20 protein-coding genes and 1 tRNA gene are annotated in these 17,030 nt (G+C 61.7%); 8 read left to right on the top strand and 13 right to left on the bottom strand.

Annotation, left to right across the window (positions count from 1 at the left end; translation table 11 throughout):
• Positions 1-127: 127 nt before the first annotated feature.
• The 6 genes from FJ248_04370 to FJ248_04345 form a co-directional block, all read right to left on the bottom strand.
• A tRNA-Arg gene (locus FJ248_04370) sits at positions 128-203 on the bottom strand.
• Between the two features lie 15 nt (positions 204-218).
• Entirely contained in the window at positions 219-734 is a 516-nt protein-coding gene (locus tag FJ248_04365; protein ID MBM4120120.1) for a shikimate kinase, read from the bottom strand.
• Positions 731-1,585 carry a shikimate dehydrogenase gene (locus tag FJ248_04360; GenBank protein ID MBM4120119.1) on the bottom strand — a complete coding sequence of 285 codons (855 nt, stop codon included), beginning with the start codon at positions 1,583-1,585 and terminating at the stop codon, positions 731-733. The genes FJ248_04365 and FJ248_04360 overlap by 4 nt, the downstream gene beginning before the upstream one ends.
• Before the next feature lie 2 nt (positions 1,586-1,587).
• Positions 1,588-1,893, bottom strand: a complete 306-nt coding sequence (locus FJ248_04355) for a hypothetical protein (protein MBM4120118.1) — start codon at positions 1,891-1,893, stop codon at positions 1,588-1,590.
• A gap of 53 nt (positions 1,894-1,946) precedes the next feature.
• Entirely contained in the window at positions 1,947-2,702 is a 756-nt protein-coding gene (locus FJ248_04350; GenBank protein ID MBM4120117.1) for an SDR family oxidoreductase, read from the bottom strand.
• Complete coding sequence (locus tag FJ248_04345) at positions 2,699-3,565, bottom strand: tRNA (adenine-N1)-methyltransferase (protein MBM4120116.1); 867 nt, start codon at positions 3,563-3,565, stop codon at positions 2,699-2,701. The genes FJ248_04350 and FJ248_04345 overlap by 4 nt, the downstream gene beginning before the upstream one ends.
• A gap of 310 nt (positions 3,566-3,875) precedes the next feature.
• Between FJ248_04345 and FJ248_04340 the strand changes: the two genes are divergently transcribed.
• From FJ248_04340 to FJ248_04310, 7 genes are all read left to right on the top strand, one after another.
• Entirely contained in the window at positions 3,876-5,102 is a 1,227-nt protein-coding gene (locus FJ248_04340) for a sigma-70 family RNA polymerase sigma factor (protein ID MBM4120115.1), read from the top strand.
• Positions 5,103-5,224: 122 nt separating this feature from the next.
• Positions 5,225-6,262 (top strand): trypsin-like serine protease, encoded by a 1,038-nt coding sequence (locus FJ248_04335; protein MBM4120114.1) that lies wholly within the window; start codon positions 5,225-5,227, stop codon positions 6,260-6,262.
• Entirely contained in the window at positions 6,259-6,942 is a 684-nt protein-coding gene (gene lipB, locus FJ248_04330; GenBank protein ID MBM4120113.1) for a lipoyl(octanoyl) transferase LipB, read from the top strand. Before FJ248_04335 ends, lipB begins: the two co-directional genes overlap by 4 nt.
• A complete protein-coding gene (locus FJ248_04325; GenBank protein ID MBM4120112.1) occupies positions 6,942-8,210 on the top strand; it encodes a Glu/Leu/Phe/Val dehydrogenase in 1,269 nt (422 codons plus the stop codon). The genes lipB and FJ248_04325 overlap by 1 nt, the downstream gene beginning before the upstream one ends.
• 96 nt (positions 8,211-8,306) lie before the next feature.
• On the top strand, positions 8,307-8,693 hold the full coding sequence (locus tag FJ248_04320) for a hypothetical protein (protein ID MBM4120111.1): 387 nt from the start codon (positions 8,307-8,309) through the stop codon (positions 8,691-8,693).
• Entirely contained in the window at positions 8,690-8,977 is a 288-nt protein-coding gene (locus FJ248_04315; GenBank protein MBM4120110.1) for a hypothetical protein, read from the top strand. Before FJ248_04320 ends, FJ248_04315 begins: the two co-directional genes overlap by 4 nt.
• A 204-nt stretch (positions 8,978-9,181) precedes the next feature.
• Entirely contained in the window at positions 9,182-9,721 is a 540-nt protein-coding gene (locus FJ248_04310; protein MBM4120109.1) for a hypothetical protein, read from the top strand.
• Between the two features lie 99 nt (positions 9,722-9,820).
• Here the strand turns inward: FJ248_04310 and FJ248_04305 are convergent, their stop codons facing one another.
• From FJ248_04305 to FJ248_04295, 3 genes are all read right to left on the bottom strand, one after another.
• The gene (locus FJ248_04305; GenBank protein ID MBM4120108.1) at positions 9,821-10,789 is read right to left on the bottom strand and encodes a D-alanyl-D-alanine carboxypeptidase; all 969 of its coding nucleotides are present in this window, start codon (positions 10,787-10,789) and stop codon (positions 9,821-9,823) included.
• Complete coding sequence (locus FJ248_04300) at positions 10,746-10,934, bottom strand: hypothetical protein (GenBank protein MBM4120107.1); 189 nt, start codon at positions 10,932-10,934, stop codon at positions 10,746-10,748. The genes FJ248_04305 and FJ248_04300 overlap by 44 nt, the downstream gene beginning before the upstream one ends.
• 119 nt (positions 10,935-11,053) lie before the next feature.
• Complete coding sequence (locus FJ248_04295) at positions 11,054-12,247, bottom strand: VCBS repeat-containing protein (protein ID MBM4120106.1); 1,194 nt, start codon at positions 12,245-12,247, stop codon at positions 11,054-11,056.
• Between the two features lie 215 nt (positions 12,248-12,462).
• Between FJ248_04295 and FJ248_04290 the strand changes: the two genes are divergently transcribed.
• On the top strand, positions 12,463-12,771 hold the full coding sequence (locus FJ248_04290; protein ID MBM4120105.1) for a hypothetical protein: 309 nt from the start codon (positions 12,463-12,465) through the stop codon (positions 12,769-12,771).
• Between the two features lie 264 nt (positions 12,772-13,035).
• On the opposite strand, the gene FJ248_04285 is transcribed toward FJ248_04290, so the two are convergent.
• Genes FJ248_04285 through FJ248_04270 form a run of 4 tightly spaced genes read right to left on the bottom strand, consistent with a single transcriptional unit; the run spans position 13,036 to position 16,973 of the window.
• The gene (locus FJ248_04285; GenBank protein MBM4120104.1) at positions 13,036-14,040 is read right to left on the bottom strand and encodes a hypothetical protein; all 1,005 of its coding nucleotides are present in this window, start codon (positions 14,038-14,040) and stop codon (positions 13,036-13,038) included.
• 7 nt (positions 14,041-14,047) lie between these two features.
• Positions 14,048-14,326, bottom strand: coding sequence for an integration host factor subunit beta (locus FJ248_04280; GenBank protein ID MBM4120103.1), 279 nt, complete (start codon positions 14,324-14,326; stop codon positions 14,048-14,050).
• A gap of 24 nt (positions 14,327-14,350) precedes the next feature.
• Positions 14,351-15,247: a signal peptide peptidase SppA gene (gene sppA / locus FJ248_04275; protein ID MBM4120102.1), complete on the bottom strand. Its 897-nt coding sequence runs from the start codon at positions 15,245-15,247 to the stop codon at positions 14,351-14,353.
• A 16-nt stretch (positions 15,248-15,263) separates the two neighbouring features.
• The gene (locus FJ248_04270) at positions 15,264-16,973 is read right to left on the bottom strand and encodes a 30S ribosomal protein S1 (GenBank protein MBM4120101.1); all 1,710 of its coding nucleotides are present in this window, start codon (positions 16,971-16,973) and stop codon (positions 15,264-15,266) included.
• Positions 16,974-17,030: the final 57 nt, after the last annotated feature.

The following is a 17,030-nucleotide window of genomic DNA, read 5'->3' as shown; positions in this document are numbered from 1 at the left end:
ACGGTCATGCTGAACATGCATGACATTAACATGTCCCCCTCGCTGCAACGCGACACCACCAGCGTGTCGGTTCTTTTCGGCATGCGGTTCAATCCGTAAGCGATCGACCGCGGCGGCGGTTCTTTAGTGGTGCGCCCGGAGGGACTTGAACCCCCAACCCTCGGATCCGAAGTCCGATGCTCTATCCATTGAGCTACGGGCGCACGACGAGCAACCGATCAGCACCTGGTCTGCGAGATGGTCTGCATGATCACATCCGCGATTTCCGCGACGCTCTTGTGGTCGGTGGCGATGGTCTGATCGGAGGCGGCCTTGTACTTGGGTGTCCGTTCACGGAGGACGTCCTCGATTTCCTCTACGAAGGACTTGGTGCCAGTGAGCGATGGCCGCTGTGTATCCCCGCCGATGCGGCGGACGATGGTGGCGACCTCGGCCGTCAGCCAGAAGAGCATGCCGTTGGATTTGAAGCGGTCAGTATTCTCCTGTCGCAAGATCGCCCCGCCGCCCGTGTCGATGATGAGCTGATCCCTGCCGGCGAGTTCGCGGCAGACCTCCGATTCGAGGTCACGAAAATGATCCCAGCCGTGCTGCTTGACAATGTCCGGAATGGACTGACCGGCTCGCCGCACGACTTCGGCATCGGTGGAAATGAGCGTGCGGCCGGACCGTACGGCGAGCAGCTTGCCGACACTGCTCTTGCCGACCCCCCTGTAACCAATCAACACGATGTTCATGAGAAGCGGGATTCGAGGACTTTCCGCATGACATCAGCCGGCGCGTTCTGTTTTGTCCAGAGCTCGAACTGCCCGATGGCCTGGTTGAGGAACATTTCGATGCCGCGGATCGTCTTGCAGCCAGCCATTCTGGCGTCCGTGAGCAGCTTGGTGTCGAGCGGGTTGTAGACGATGTCCATTACGGTGAGATGGGGCTTCAGCAGCGCGGCCGGCACGGCGCTTTGATGCACGTTGGGATGCATGCCGAGCGGCGTACAATGGAGCAGCACTTTCGATTCGTCAATGGCGTGGCGTAATGCGTTGTCGGTGATCACGCCGTCCGTGACCTGCAGTGACGTCTTGGCCGTGAGGTCCTTTGCCAGGGCCTGCCGTTCTTTGTCGTCAATGCCAAGGAGCGTGAGGCCGCCCAGGCCCGTGCCGTTCGCCAGCGCGAAGGCGATGGCGCGCGCTGCCCCACCGGAGCCGAGCAGGAGCACCTTCTCACCTTTGAGGGCGGTGCCCGCCTCGGTCAGCGCGCGCCGCGCGCCGGAGGCGTCGGTGTTGGAGCCGATCAGCTTGCCGTTCTCGATGACAATGGTGTTCACTGCCCCAATGTTTCGGGCTGTCTGCTCGACTTCATCAAGAAGCGGAATGATGGCCACCTTGTGCGGGATGGTCACGCTGAAGCCGCGCAGATTGCCAAGGGCGCGGAGGCCCTTGATCGCCCCGGGCAGATCCTCGACCTTAAACGCGAGGTAAACGAAGTTCAGGCCGAGCTGCTCGAAGGCGGCGTTGTGGATGGCCGGGGAGAGGGAATGCTCGATTGGGTTGCCGAGCAGCCCGCACAACTGCGTGTGCGCGTTGATTTCCATGCTTATTTCTTGGCGATATTTTGCGCGACGTACTGGTTGCCCATCAAGAGATAGGTGACGGTGACGGCGTCACCGGCCTTTACATCCGTAAGGCTCTTTGCGCCGCCCTCAAATCGGGTCTTGCCGTCGATGACAAAGGTAAAGCGGGTGCCGTCTTTTTTTACGGCCAGCTTGCCGGCGGCCGCGTCCACTTTGAGGACGGTGCCGGGAAACGCGACAGGGGTCTGGGCAATCGCCGGCATACTGACAACACCAATGCACGTCGCCATCGTGAGAAGCAGAAGGAATCCGTATCGCAAATGCGCCATGGTCGATCTTTCCAGGATTGCATTCATCATTCGACGTTCAGACTTCACCGTTGTCAATGAGCCGTCATTCCGCCGTCTATCGGAATCACCGCTCCCGTCATCCACGACGATTCGTCGGAGGCCAGATACAGAATCAGCTTCGCGATTTCGGCCGACGTGCCCGGACGGCCGAGCGGATAGGCGGTCATGATCTGCGCCAGCGCGTCCTTGTTCTCGATCAAGTCCGAAGCCATCGGTGTGTTCACCAGGCCCGGACAAACCGAATTGCAGCGAATCTTCTGCGGCGCGTAGTCGATGGCCACGCAGCGCGTCAGCGTATCCAGGCCGCCTTTTGTCGCGCTGTAGGCGGCCAGCATGGGAAGACCGACCAGCGAGGCAACGGACGACACGTTGATGATCGAGCCGCTACCCGCCTTGAGCATCGCCGGCACGGCCGCCTTGGTCATGCGGTAGGAGCCGGTGAGGTTTACGCTCATCATTTCGTTCCACGTCGCCTCGTCCGTTTCGTGCAGCGGTTTGCCGAAGGTGAGGATGCCGGCGTTGTTGACCAGCACGTTCAAGGTACCGAACGCAAGCACGGCTTGGGCAACGGCATTTTGCGCGTGGGTCTCGTCGGTGACAGAGCCGGCCACGGCCAGCGCGCGGCCCTTGGCGTGCTCGATTTCCCTCACGATTGTTTCCAGTACGTCTTTGCGGCGTCCCGTCACGACGACAGCCGCGCCTTCCCGCGCAAACTCCCTGGCGCAGGCCGCCCCGATGCCGGTACCGCCGCCGGTGATCAGCGCGACTTTTCCCTTAAGGCGGCTCATGGCTCCAGTTCCTCTGGCTGCCGGTGCTGCTCCTCGTCCTCTGTCATGGGGATCACGCCGGCCTCCCCATGCTGCCAGAGGCCCGGCTCAACCTTCCGCGCCACGGTGAGAAAGCCGGAATGCGCCACCATCCGGTGGTCTGGCCGCACACTGCGCCCTTGCACGTTCCAGGTGCGCAACAGCGTCTCGAAGGTCTGGATCGGGCCGAAGACCGCCGCGCGCTCCAGCGCCTCGACCGTCTGCATGATCTGCGGCACTGTCGGCACGTAGCTGAGATACAACCCTCCCGACCGAAGCGCGGTGACCGCATGCGGAACGACGCGCCAGGGTTCTGGCAGATCCAGCACGAGTCGGTCGAAGGGACCGTCGCTGGCGTCAATACCCTCGTAGACGTCGCGTCTTCGCACCGTCAGATTCGGCACAGGGCCCAGATAGCGTTCGATGTTCGTCATTGCCGTGCGGGAGAAATCCTCGCGGGCCTCGTAGCTCACGACCGCACCCCGCTCGCCGACGGCCCGCAGCAGTGCCATCGTCAGGGCGCCGGAGCCGGTACCCGCCTCAAAGACGCGGGCCCCCGGATAGATATCGGCCCAGATCGTGATCATCGCCAGATCTTTCGGGTAGATCACCTGGGCGCCGCGCGGCATTTTCAGGACGTATTCGCTCAGTGTGGGCCGGAGCGCCAACATGCGCTTGCCTCGCGAGAGCGTGACGAGCGAGCCGTCGGCCTTGCCGATCAGCTCGTCGTGGGCGATGGTGTGGCCGCTCAATTGAAAAGTTTCGCCGGCCTTTAGCGTCAGGGCGTACTGCCGCCCCTTTTTGTCAACCAGATGGATGCGTTCGCCGTTCTGCAAATGACTCATGGCGGCCCATTCTAGGGGTCTCCTCCCTGCTTTGCAACTTGACGGCCGCGCACAAAAGAGCACAAAAACCAGCACCCCCCACTTGATTTTTTGGCTCTTCGACTTAAGTCTCTGCTCTCAGACAGGCAAATAAACCGGCTGATTCGTAGATGTCCTGGACACACAATGAGGTACCCACAAACCGTTGTAAAAATAGACTTTTTTATCCGAGAGGCTCGTATCTTTCAGGTCGGACAGGGTTCTAACGCTGTATGAAGGCGAAAATCGGCGGAGTGGATCTCACCACAAACCTGAGGACGGAGGTGCGGGGATGAAGAAAGACCTGGGCGAAGACACGGAGTTGATGGTGGAACAGGACGAGCAGGAAGCAGGCGACGTGCTCGAGCGAATTGAGCGGGGCGAGGCCGAATCGGAAACAAAGAGTGAGTCCACGGAGTCACCTGCCCGGGCGGCGGGGGGTCCCTTTGAACTGGAATCCATTTATTTTCGTTCGTTCGGCGAACGGACGCTGCTGACGCGCGAGCAGGAAGTGGCGCTGGCCAAGCGCATTGACGTGAGCAACCGGGCGATTCTGATCGCGCTGAAGGAAGTCACGACCGTCGGCGCGGCCATGCGCAAGACGGACGCGTTGCGCGAGGCGCTGCACGAGTTGCATCAGGTGCGCGGGTTGAGCGGGTTGTCCGCCACGGCGCTCGACCGGGCCGAGGTGGCGTTGCTGGGTGTGCTGCAGGCCGCGCGCGGGCCGGGCAAGGTGGCTGAGCAGCGGGTGAAGCGATTGAGCCGATGTCGCCGGCAAATCCGCGAAGCGCGAGTAGCGTTCGAGTGCGCCAAGGACGAGATGGTACGCTTCAACCTGCGCCTAGTCGTGGACATCGCCAAGCACTACAACGGCCGCGGGCTGGGCTTGCTGGATCTCGTGCAGGAAGGCAACATCGGCCTGATGAAGGCCACCGAGCGATTCCAGTACCGCAAGGGCTTCAAGTTTAGCACCTACGCGACCTGGTGGATCCGGCAGGGCATCACACGGGCGCTGGCCGATCAGTCGCGGACGATCCGGCTGCCCGTGCATCTGACCGAGGCGTCAAACAAGATTCAGCGTACGACGCGCCGGCTGGTGCAGAAGCTGGGCCGTCAGCCCCGGCTCGAGGAGCTCAGCCAGGCGTTGCACCAAAGCCCAGCGAAAATCCAGGAAACGGTGCAACCGTTTCAGGAGCCGGTGTCGCTGGACAATCCGGTGGGCGATGGCGACACGCAACTGGGCGATCTGATCGCGGACGGTGAGGCGCTGTTACCGGACTCGTATACGAACCGGATCGAGCAGGTTCGCGAGATTGACCGGATCCTGTCGACGCTGACGCCGCGCGAGCAGACGGTTATGAGGATGCGGTTCGGCATTGGGCAGGATGAGCCGTTCACGCTCGAGCAGGTCGGGCAGCAGCTGTCGGTGACGCGCGAGCGGATCCGGCAGATCGAGGCCAAGGCGCTCAAGAAACTGAAAGCGCCGGAGATCCGGGACATGTTTGCCGCAATCAAGTAAGCGGCGGACCGGAAGCGAACTGGAGAGGGCGGGGCGAAAGCCCCGCCCTTTTCGTTTGGGGTTGCAAAGCTCTTCCGACGGCCCGTTGATTATGCGACAATGCCGCGTCGAAAGGCAGACATATGCGGCCCAGTCAATCCATCAGGCTGCTGCTGTTTCTGGCGCTGACGGTTATCCCGACAGCGGGGGGGCACGCTCAGAACGGCACGCAGCCGGCCAAGCCGAAGGACATGACCGTCCCCGCCGTGGTCACGGCGGTGCGTCACTCCGTCGTCACCATTCTCACGCGCGGCGTGCCGCTCAATGCCGCGCCGCACAGCTCCCCGACCGGTTCCGGGTCCGGATTCATCATCGACAGCAAGGGCTACATTCTCACGAACAATCATCTGGTCGAGGGCGTGAAAAGCCTGGTCGTCGGTCTCTCGACCGGACGGCTCACGCCGGGCCGCGTGGTGGCGCGCGATTTTCTGCTCGATCTGGCAGTCGTGAAGATTTCCGCTCCGGATCTCGTCGCCGCGCCGCTGGGCGAGTCGTCATCCCTGCAAATCGGCGAGCAGGTCGTGGCCATCGGCAATCCCTTCGCGCTCAAGGGTGGCTCGACGGTGACGGTCGGTGTGGTGAGCGCCATGGACCGCTCCATCCTCGCGCCCAACAACGAAACGCTCTACGACCTGATCCAGACTGACGCGGCGATCAACCCTGGCAACAGCGGCGGGCCACTGGTGGACCTGTCCGGCCGCGTCGTCGGCATCAACACAGCGGTGGCACCGTCGGCGCAGTCCATCAGCTACGCGATCTCCATCGATGCCGCCTACCCGTACATTCAATCGATGTTGCTGCGGGGCATGGTGCTGCGGCCCGAACTGGGATTTGTTCCGATCACCGTGACGCCCAGCGTCGTGGCCAGTTTCAATCTGGACATCGACCGCGGCGTGCTCGCTGCTCAGCTCGATCCGTCCAAGCTCATCAGCAGGCTTGGCATACAGAGCGGCAACGTGATCACCGCCGTGGACAACCTCGAGATCTACAACATGGGGGACTTTTGGCACGCCTATCTCCGTCAGGGAGATAACAATCCCGCGCAGTTAACGGTGTTTGGGAAAAAAGGCTCCTTCACGATCGCGCTGCCGCGACAGCCGTCCCAGCCGGAGACACGATGAAGGTCCTGGAACGGCACACTGTCGGGGCTGCCGCGCTGGTTCGATACGATCGCCTCGACTATGACAAGGCCCGGGCATTGCAGAAGCGATTCGTGGACGAGCGGTGCAAGGGACAGCGTTCCGATACGCTGCTCCTACTCGAACACGGGCCGGTTTTTACCGTCGGCCGATCGGGCCGCGAGGAACACTGGGGTGGTGAGGCCGCCCTGCGTGCAACCGGCGTTCCCGTTCACCATGTCGAGCGTGGCGGCTCGATCACCTACCACGGCCCCGGTCAACTCGTCGCCTATCCCATTCTGAAGCTGACTAACTTCTGTGCCGGTCCCAAGGCCTATGTGCGCAAGCTCGAGGAGGTGCTCATCGGCACCCTGGCAACGTGGGGGATCGAAGGAAACCGTCTGGACAAGTTTCCCGGAGTCTGGGTCAGTCACAACGCACCGGCCAAGATCGCTGCCGTGGGCGTGCGGATCGAGCGCGGCATTACCATGCACGGGATTGCGCTCAATGTTGCGATGGATCTGGCCCCATTCGAACGGATTATTCCCTGCGGCATTGCCGGCTGCCGTGTGACATCGATGGAGAAAGTTATCGGACATCCGCTCGACATCGCTGCCGTGCACACACGCTTTGTGGATGAATTCGCTCGTGTCTTCGGAGTGAGCTGGACGGAGGGTACCTGATGGCACGATCGCCCGTTCACGAGATGGACAATCACACCTTCCGTCTAGCGGTCGCTCAGTTTGATCAGGCGGCGGAATTGATGGGCCTGGATCCCAATCTCCGGCAGCGGCTCAAGATGCCGGAGCAATCGCTGGTCGTCAGCGTACCAGTGCAGATGGACGACGGTCGTGTTGAGGTCTATACCGGCTATCGTGTCATTCACGATTCGTCGCGCGGACCATCGAAGGGCGGCATCCGGTTCCATCCGGACGTGAATCTGGGCGAAGTGGCGGCTCTGTCCATGTGGATGACGTGGAAGTGCGCACTCGCGGGCCTTCCCTACGGCGGCGCCAAGGGTGGCGTGCGGGTGAATCCCAAAAAGCTTTCGCGCGCAGAACTTCAGCGGCTTTCGCGCCGCTACGCAGCGGCAATCCTGCCTTTCATCGGACCGGACAAGGATGTGCCGGCCCCGGACGTCGGCACCGATGCGCAGATTATGGCCTGGATCATGGACACCTACAGCATTCAGGTGGGCTATGCTTCGCCCGGTGTCGTCACCGGCAAGCCGCTTTCCATAGGGGGCAGTCTGGGTCGCGAGGAGGCTACCGGCCGCGGCGTCGTCTATGTGACGTTAGAGGCGATGAAACAGTTGAAGCTCACGGCGTCAAAATCTACGGTCGCCATTCAGGGATTCGGCAATGTCGGCTCGCACACGGCGCGCATCATGCACGAGACGGGCGCCAAGGTGGTGGCGGTGAGCGACGTCAATGGCGGACTGTACAATGCGAAGGGACTAAACGTGCCCACACTGCTGACCCATTACAAACAGGGCCAGTCGCTGCGCGACCTCAAAATGGGCGACTGGGTCACCAACGACGAGCTGCTGCAACTTGAGTGTACGGTGCTGGTGCCCGCTGCGCTCTCCGAGCAGATCACGAAGAAGAATGCCCCCAAGGTGCGCTGCAAAATTCTCGTGGAGGGCGCCAACGGTCCGACAACGCTGGACGCTGATGAGATCCTGATCGACAGAGGCGTTTTCATCATTCCGGACATCCTGGCCAATTCAGGTGGCGTGATCGTGTCCTACTTCGAATGGGTGCAGGACGTGCAGCGGTTTTTTTGGAAGGAATCGGACATCCAGGAGCGGCTGCAGGAGATTATCACGGCCGCATTTCATCGCACGCTGGACTTTTCCAGGCAGAAGAAATCCACGATGCGCATGGCGGCACTGATGAGCGGCATCGATCAGGTGGCGCAGGCGCATCTTGCCCGCGGGCTGTATCCGTGAAAAGTAAAGCGTAAGGTTCCAGGAGTGAGGCCAGGAGTCCGGGAGAGAAAATTCTTCATGCTGCACCGTTCATGCCGCACCAGTCCTTAATAGTTCATGCTGACACTTGCTGGGCCTCTTCTCATCAGTTTGCTGTGGCTGGCGCACGGAGTGCTGTTGGTCGCGGCGCCGGGCTGGTGGCGCGAGCGGCTCGTGCGGGCCATGGCCGATCCCTTCACGCGGTTTCTGATTTTGCAGGGCACAGGACTGTCCGGCGTCTTTCTACTGCTGGCATCTGCTGAGCCGCCGCGCGACTGGTTTTGGGTGACCATCGGGGCCATCGTGACGCTCAAGGGGCTCGTCCTGCTGGGTCTGCGCGAAACGACCCGCAACCGAGTGATGCAGTGGTGGCAGGCCTGGCCGGACTGGTCGCTGCGGGTGTCCGGTTTCCTAGTCGTAACCCTAGCCATGCTGCTGGCTGTTCATGGATGGAGTCGGGGGTGACAGTGGAATTGCGCACGGTCTGGGACCGGCATCGGGCGGCTGCCTGGCCGAAATTTTCCAGCCCGGATGAAGGCGTGCTAATGACGCTCGACACCGTCATCAGCGGGTGCGCAACCTATTACTTGGACGAACAAATGTTGGACGGCCAACGCGTGGCGATGCTGGAGCAGTGCTTGGCTGATTTGGACGGGGTTCTCTCCGGCGTGCCGGAGGAAGCCGGCGAGTATTTTATGCGCCTGCGCATCCTCGCCGACCTCCTGCTCAGCGCTACTCGGCGCTCCTGACCGAACATGTCTCGGGGCGCTTTCGCGACGATAGACTTCATGGCCCCCCGCAGACCAGGCAGTTCTCTCTTCTCCGGCTGGGGCTCCTTGAAGTGAGCAGCGCCTGATCCGTCGTCTGCGCGCCAATGCAATCGGCGTGTCCTTGCAACGGCATTAGGCGTCCGATAGAATGCGAATGTATTTTTTTATCATATTGGGGGGGGCATGACGATTAGACACAGACTGTTCACGCTTGTTGGATTGGGCATGGCTGCCCTGTTGAGCACGACGGGGCTGCTCTGGGCCGAACCATACGAGTTGAGCAGGAACGACGTGATGGATCCCAAGAGCATCAAGAGCACGGACGTGACGCTCTTCGGCATCAAGCTGGGCGACACGGAAGCCAAAGCCTACGATCTGCTGCTCAACGAGAAGATTGCCGGCGTGAAGCCCGAACAGGAGGGCACGTTTCTGCTACTCCTGGACGCGCGCAAGCCGACGGGGCCCATGGCCGGCGTCCGCTTGATGGACGGCAAGGTCGACCTGATCTTCATCAGCAACCGTTTTGCCTACAAGGTGCGCGGAATTTTCCGGAACGTCCTCAACAGCGAAAGTCCTGAGGACATCCGCAAGTTGCTGGGCAGGGAAGATTGCGGCGACGAGAATGTGATGGGTGCGGCGATGAACTACGCCAAACAGGGCGTGCTCATCAATTACTTGGGCAAGGACGTCAACATCGAATTCACGCCGCCCGGCGGCTGCTGAGCGGCAGCCAGGTTCTCCGCCCAATAAATTTCCCGCCCTCCGCAGCACGCCGGAAGGATTTCTGCTCCATCAGTTCCGCACACAATGCGATCGTGCTGGCTAGTTGACAGACTGCAAGCCCTGGCGGAGTAGCGTGGACGCAGTGTCCCACCGGCGGTTGGCGTGGAGCAGCACGAGTAGCACTTCCTTCCCGTTCTGCGAGGCTTTGAGGACAACACACCGTCCGGCCTTCGATGTGAATCCGGTCTTAATGCCCTCGATCCCAGGCATGCGCCCCAGCAGCCGGTTGGTGCTGCGCAGCGGGTAGGAACGGTTGGCGTTAAGGGGAAAGATCATGTCGAATTCGCGGCGGACGAGCTGGCGGAACGTGGGATCCTGCATGGCAGCTTCGCTGAGCGTGGCCAGATCCGCGGCTGTCGTGTAGTGAGTTGGCCCGTCGAACCCGCAGGCATTCTCGAAGTGTGTGTCCAATAGACCCAGACGCCTGGCCTTTTTGTTCATCATCGCCGCAAACATCTCTTCCGACCCCCCGACATGCTCGGCGGCCGCAAGGCAGGCGTCGTTGGCCGAGGTAATCAACATCGCCTTCAGGAGATCCTCGAGTCGGAATGTATACCCAGGACGGAGACGCAGGTGAGTTTTTCTGGCGGATGCCGCCTTCCGGCTCACCGTGACGACATCGTTCAGCTGGCCGTACTCCAGAATGACGAGGGCCGACATGATTTTCGTGAGGCTGGCCGGTGCCACGCGCCGGTTCGCGCCGACTTCGTATAAAGTGCGGCCCGTGGACAAATCTTTCAACAGGATGCTCTGGGCCTTTGTTCGCTGATGTCGAAAGACGGAGAGAGACCGGATATCGTCGGGGTCGTTACCGACGGCTGCAAAGCTAGCCCCAGGTCCGTGGGTGGCTAGCGCCACCGGTGTCCAGGCGAACGCGCCGATCAGGCCGCTCGCCGCGACCAGGGCCATCCGTACAATCGTGAAGCGTATCGAGGGTGGGACGGTCATGCGGCGTGGAAGACTCTCACAGCGAGATGGGCTCGCGGATTTTCGCGCCGCGCCAGCCATTGTCGATCACTTTGTGGAAAAAGCGGAGCAGGTCGGCGAGATCCAGCCAGAACCCGCAGTTCAGACAGCGCGCATAGAGCCGCCGGCTCAGTAGCGTATAGTGCCGCTCAACCATCATATGTCCGTTGCATTTCAGGCACTTCATGGGGCGCTCGTTTCATCATCTGAGCCCATCTAACCGACTGAAAACGCTAGCGTAGTTGCGGTTGTACTAGGAGCGATCAGTTCTGTCAAGTGACCGGCACACGAATCATCCTCTCTCGATTAAGAATGGGCTGGCGCGGTAACCTTCAGTCCGCGATGAAGAAAAATGGAGATGCTGCCGGCCCCATTGTTGACGACCGCCAGGCCGGGCTCCCCCAGCACTTCCTTCTTGAGCATGAGCGGTGTGATGGCGAAGGGGCCCGAAGCGACGCGGTAATTGCGGGGTGGGTAGTGGAACGTACCGTCGCCACGTCCAAACAGAATCGAAAGGTTGCCTGACTGGATGTTGACGATGGCGACGTCCGTAGCCCCATCGCCATCGAAATCGCCGGCCGTGCCGCCGACCGGCCCGGCATCCGCACCGGATTCCTTGCCGTCCTGAAACGTCCCATTCCCGCTTCCCAGAAAGACGACAAAGCTGTCGCGCTCCCCGTTGATGACAAGCAGGTCGGTCTTCCGGTCGCGGTTGAAGTCGGCGAAGGATACCCCCAGCGGGCTCTTGCCGGTCTTGTAATCCACAGGATCACGGAAACTGCCATCGCCGTTGCCGGTCCAGACGGTGACGGCATTGCTCATCGGCCCGCCGTTCGTGACGAGCAGGTCGAGCCGTCCATCGTGGTCGAGATCGGCGACGGCAATGGAAGTCGGTGTGTCACCGTATTCGTACCGGGGGCCCGGCGTGAAGGTGCCGTCGCCGGCCCCCAGAAAGATGGCGATCTTGTCGTTGCGCAACGCCACGGCTAGATCGGGCTTCCGGTCCCCGTTCAGATCGCCGGCCGCAATCGACACTGGCGTCCGCTGGACCGGGTAGCGGTGCCCCTCAGCAAACCGCCCGTTCAGCAATCCAAGAAAAAGGACCACCTGGTCGCTGCCGGCGCAGGCCACGGCGATGTCTGTCTGCCCGTCCCCATTGTAGTCATACAGGGCGAGGGCCCGCGGTTCCACGCTGACCAGCAGCCGCTGTTGTTCCTTGAAGCTGCCGTCCCCGTTGCCGAACAGGATGGACAGGGAATCGTCGCCGATATTGGTCGTGATGAGATCGGTCACCCCGTCACGATTAAAGTCGGCCGTTGTGACCGAGGTGGGGTTCTTCCCAACCGGATAGGTGGCAAACAGATAGAAGGGATCGGGCGGCGTGAAGGGCTCGCGCTCAGGGCAGCCGGTCATGGCCGGGATCCCGGCCAGCAGGAGCAGGCCCAGCAGGAGTGCCCTCCGGGATGCCGGCCGGTAGTGCGTGGGCGGGCGATGTGTCACGGAATCCGGCTCCTTGTCCAGCGCGGCTGCGGAGCCGAGCGGACCCAGTATAGCGGGGGCCTGAGGAGGTCCGCAATGGTTGCCTCCGCCTTTCGGGAAGGCATTTCCCTCTGGCAGAATAAGGAATGACTAGGCTACAATGGCCACCGTTGAGCAGATAGGGTGGCGCGGATATCCATCACGTTCAAGAGGTAGAGGGGATCATGGCGGAGAAAGTGAAAGTTCCATTGACCATGTATGGCATCGCGGAAGTCCTCAAGTGGTGCATCGACCGGAACAAGGGACGGGTGCCTGGCGTGGATACCGACGGTTTCAAGAAAATGCAGGCCCTGCTGGCGGAGCGTCCGCAGGGCGGCGACTATTTCCTGCTGGATCAGTTCTGGAAGAAGTCGGTGACGCTGGAATTGACGCCGGAGGAAGTTGCGACGATCGACCGCTGCCTCTACGATATCCCTAACTTCGACAACGAGCCGTTACCGCAGATCAGACATAAGTTTTGGCCCGGCCAGGTCGCCACCCACTGACCGAACGCTGACAAAGTTCACCAGCTGCGTTCTCGCATCCCGTCCATAGCCCCGCCCGCCCCACCAAGTCGGCATCGCGGGCGGACGCAGCGCTCCGTGTTCGTCACGCCGTGCGCCCTCCGACGCCCCCTCGCTCTAAACAGTTTGCCGCGGTTGTCTGCTCGCTGCGGTCTTGCCAGGAAACAGCACGCCTCTCCGCGTGTGCGGGGGCAGTTGTGCGATTAACTTTTTGAGCATCCGGGCGGGAACGTCTGAACACTGCGTCTATAGCGAGCCGTCGCCCTTGAGATAACGACGGAAACGGTCCATGAGGTCCGCCCCGAGGGTCCCGCCCTCAGGCTTGTGAGCGTCGGGATCCTTGAAGTGTTGACGGATTTCCTTGAGGCGCTTGTCTGCCTGCTCGTTCCCCTTCAACCGCTTCGTCTTTTCCAGCGCCGTGTCGAAGGCATCGAAAGTCAGCTGATTGTAGCCGAACGAACGGATCCGCTTGACGGCCTTCATCATGGCTTCGTTGCGGAACGTCGTTAAGTGGTCCGAATCGATTTCTTTCAGGCCCAGCTTGCGCGCCCGCCGTTCGGCAGCCTTGCGGATGCCGCTTCGGACGAAATCCGGCGAGGTCTGCAGGCGTTTCCAGGCCTCGTCGCTCCATGCCATCCGTTCCTGAGGCGCATCCCACAGGTGCGCGAGCGCCGCCTCGTCAATTTTCGTGAGGCCTTTTTCGCGGGCGAGGTCCTCGGTGTCACGGCGGAGCATCTGGGAGACGAAATCCATCGCGATCGGCGGGGATTGCCCAATCTTGTCGTGCAGCCGTGCCTGTGCACCGTCGGTCCACTCCATTGGCGGACGGGCTGCTTCCTGCACGTCCCCCAGTGCCTCAACCTTTTCGAAGAGCTCAATGTTGACTTCCATATGTCCGCCTTCGCGGGCCAGCTCCTCGGCGATCTGGCGGATCATACCGCGCATGAATTCCGGCACCGCCTCAAGGCGTTCGCGTGCGGCGGCTGTCCACGGCAGGCGCCCCGCGGCCATGTCTGCGGCCGCGGCAGCCATTCCGGCTGAGCCACCCATGCCGCCCATCATCTGGCTTTTAAATTGGTCAAGGAGCGGGCCAGTGATCTCGGTGTGGCCCAGCTCGCGCGCCTTTTTCTCGGCGAGCCTCGTCACCATGCCGCGCAGAAACACCGGCGCGCGCTCCATGCGTTGTAGCGCCTCGTCGGTCCAGACAATCGCGGCCCCGGCGGACTTGTCGTGTGAATTGGATGTGCCCACGGTGATACTACTTGTTTAACAGTTCCTTGAGTTCTTTTCCAGCTTTGAAGAACGGCACCTTTTTAGCTGGGACGGCCACGGTCGCCCCGGTTTTTGGGTTGCGGCCCTCCTTCATGCGCCGGCTCCGCAGCCGGAAGCTGCCGAAGCCACGGATCTCTGTCTTGTCGCCACGGTGGAGCGAATCGCGCACACCGTTGAACATGGTGTTGACGACGACCTCGGCCTGACGCTTCGTCAGGAGCGTGACCTGTTCCGACACCTTTTCGATGATCTGCGCTTTGGTCATGGCTGACTCCCTTCTTACGCCCGCTTAGAACGCCATCAGATACTTGAGTTGGATGCCTGGCCGCATGTCGAGTTTTGGCAAGAGACCCTGCACGCTGCTGTCGATGATGTCCCTAATAGAAAACCGCTTTTTCGGGTTGACTACCGCGGGCTCCCCTTCAATGCCGACCATCTCCGCGGCGATGCGGATAGCGTCGTCCAGGTCGCCCAACTCGTCCACCAGTTTGGCGTCCACCGCCTGCCGGCCGGTGAAGATGCGCCCGTCGGCCAGCGGCCGTACGTCCTTAACGCCCAGCGACCGCCCTTCTGCCACAGCCTCGATAAACTGCTCGTGCACGTCGTCCATAACAGATTGGAGAATCCTGCGCTCCTCCGGGTTCATCTTCCGAAACGGCGAGCCGACGTCCTTGTAGCGCCCACTCTTGATGACCACGCCCTCAACGCCGACCTTGTGAAGGAGGCCTTCCAGGTTGACCATTTCCATGATCACGCCAATGCTGCCCGTCAGTGTGCCGGGATTGGCGACGATCCGGTCGGCCGCCGCCGCGATGTAATAGCCGCCCGATGCGGCCACCGTGCCCATGGAGGCCACGACTGTCTTGTTCTGCTTGGTCCGCACCCGCTGGACCGCGTCGTGGATTTCCTGCGACGGGACGACGCCGCCGCCCGGGCTGTCGATCCGCAGGACAATGGCCTTGATCGAGGAGCTGTCCCCAAACCGTTTCAGTTCCGAGACGGTGTCCTTCGAGTCCAGGATCACGCCCTCGACGCGCACCAGTCCGATGCGGTCCTCACCCGGCATGTCCAGGTCCGAGAACAGTGCATTGCCTACGAGCAGTAGCACGAGCCCGCCAAGCGCCCACCAGAGCAGGCGCCGCCCGGGCTTTTTGGCTGGCGGGGTGGTGGTGACGTCATCCGTCATGGTTTACTCCGGCCGCTCAGTTGTCGTCCCGCTCGCGCTTCTTCGTCTTCTTCGCCGCGCGTCCGAGGCTCTGGTCCACCGCGCCCTGCGACGAGTGGTACTCGTCCATCTGCCGGCGGTCCGAATCCATCTGGTGCTCGCGAAGGCTCAGCGCGATTTTGCGCTCCTCGCGGTCCACCTTGATGATCTTTGCCGTGACGTCGTCCTGCGGTTTGAACTTCTCCTCCAGGCGCGCCGGAGGCTGGAGATTGGCCTCGCTGATGTGGATCAGTCCCTCCACGCCGCCTTCCAGTTCGACAAAGGCACCGAAATCGGTCAGGTTCGACACCTTGCCGGTGACGCTGTCGCCGACCTTATAGCGCTCGGGTATGTCCACATCCCACGGATCGCGGGAGAGTTGCTTGTAGCCCAGCGACAGGCGCTCCTTCTCCTTGTCGATCCGCAGCACGACCGCTTCGACAGGCTGCCCCTTCTTGAACAGCTCCGACGAATGCTTGACGTGCTTCGTCCACGACATGTCGGAAATGTGGATCAGGCCGTCGATACCCTCGTCTAGGCCCACGAAGGCGCCGAAATCGGTGAGGCTCTTCACCTTGCCCTGGATGCGCGTACCCACCGGGTACTTCGATTCCACCATGTCCCAGGGATTCGGGGCGGTCTGTTTCATGCCGAGAGAGATTTTGCGGTTGCCCGGGTCAATGTTGAGCACGGCCGCCTCGACCTGGTCGCCGACGGAGACCAGGCGCGACGGATGCCGCACTTCATGCGACCAGGACATCTCGGAGACGTGCACGAGGCCCTCGACACCCGGCTCCAGCTCGATGAAGGCGCCGTAATCGGTCAGGCTCACGACCTTGCCCTTGACACGCGCGCCGATCGGGTACTTGGCGGCGACGCCGGTCCAGGGATCCGCACCCTTTTGCTTCTGGCCGAGTGAAATGCGGCCGGTCTCCCGGTCATATTTTAGGACGATGACCTCGACACGGTCGCCGACCATGAACATTTCCGACGGATGGCCCACGCGGCCCCACGACATGTCGGTGATGTGCAGGAGGCCGTCAATGCCCCCCAAGTCGATGAAGGCGCCGTATTCCGTGATGTTCTTCACCATGCCCTGCACGAGCTGACCTTCCTTGAGGTTGGCCAGCGTGGTCTGGCGGCGCTTGTCGCGCGATTCCTCCAGCAGCACGCGGCGCGAGACGACCACGTTGCCGCGGCGTTGGTTGATCTTGATAATCTTGAGCGGGAAACTCTTGCCGACAAGGCCGTCGAGGTCGCGCACGGGATGCAGGTCGATCTGCGAGCCCGGCAGGAACGCTTTCACGCCGATGTCCACCATCATGCCGCCCTTGATGCGGGAGAGGATCTTGCCGTCCACGACGCGTTCCTCGTTGTGGGCCTTCTCCAGGTCCTCCCAGACCTTCATCTTGTCAGCTTTTTCCTTGGAGAGGATCAGGTTGCCGTCGGCGTCCTCCCGCTCCTCGATGTAGACTGTCAGGCGGTCGCTCACCTTCAGGCCCTGCAGTTCCTCGCTGTTGAACTGCTCGGCGGGGATGATCCCCTCGGACTTGTAGCCGATGTCCACAACGACGCGGCCGTGTCCGATCGCCACGATCCGGCCCTCGATAATCGTCCCCTCCTCAAAATTTCGGAAGGTTTCCTCGTAGAGCGCGGCAAGCGCGTTCCGATCCATCTGGTCTCCCGTGTGCTTAGCTGCGGTGCTCATAGTGCTAATACCAACCTTTCGCGAACGTCCGGCTTCCGCCGGGTGCTGATGATAAAT

This window comes from Nitrospira sp., assembly GCA_016873435.1.
Taxonomy (GTDB): domain Bacteria; phylum Nitrospirota; class Nitrospiria; order Nitrospirales; family Nitrospiraceae; genus VGXF01.
This window is presented reverse-complemented; position numbering and strand designations above follow the sequence as displayed.